The organism is Citrobacter sp. VF227 (genome assembly GCF_052950715.1).
The window spans coordinates 1-447 of sequence record NZ_JBRFVF010000520.1; the positions used below are offsets into that span (position 1 = coordinate 1).

General features: G+C 54.1%; 1 pseudogene. It reads left to right on the forward strand.

Annotated features, from left to right (window positions below):
• A pseudogene (locus tag ACU8YC_RS27645) lies at nucleotides 1-447 on the forward strand (fimbria/pilus outer membrane usher protein); the annotation flags it as partial.

The window sequence follows — 447 nt, forward strand, 5'->3', positions numbered from 1 at the left end:
CCATAGACTACAACGCTCAGTTGCAAACGCTTTCGCTTACCGCCCCGCTGAGTTCACTCAATCTCGCGACCACGCAGCTTAGCTCGCCCACAGAAACCGCGCCGACGGCGACAACCTCACCCGGAGCGCTGCTCAATTTCGATATCTATAGCCAACAGGGTGATGAAAGCGCAATCAATACCTTCAGCGAACTTCGCGCCTTCAGTGCCGCAGGCGTACTCAGCACGACCCAGTTGACACAGTATTCCATCGAGGAATATGCAAATAACAGCGTTGAGCGCCTTGATACCAGCTGGCGTACATCATTTCCCGAAACGATGTTGGCGATAACCGCTGGCGATACACTGACCAGTTCACTTATCTGGTCTCGGCCGACGCGTATCGGCGGCATTCAGATTGGAACTGATTTTGGTCTGCAGCCCTATATGCCAACTACACCCCTCCCTG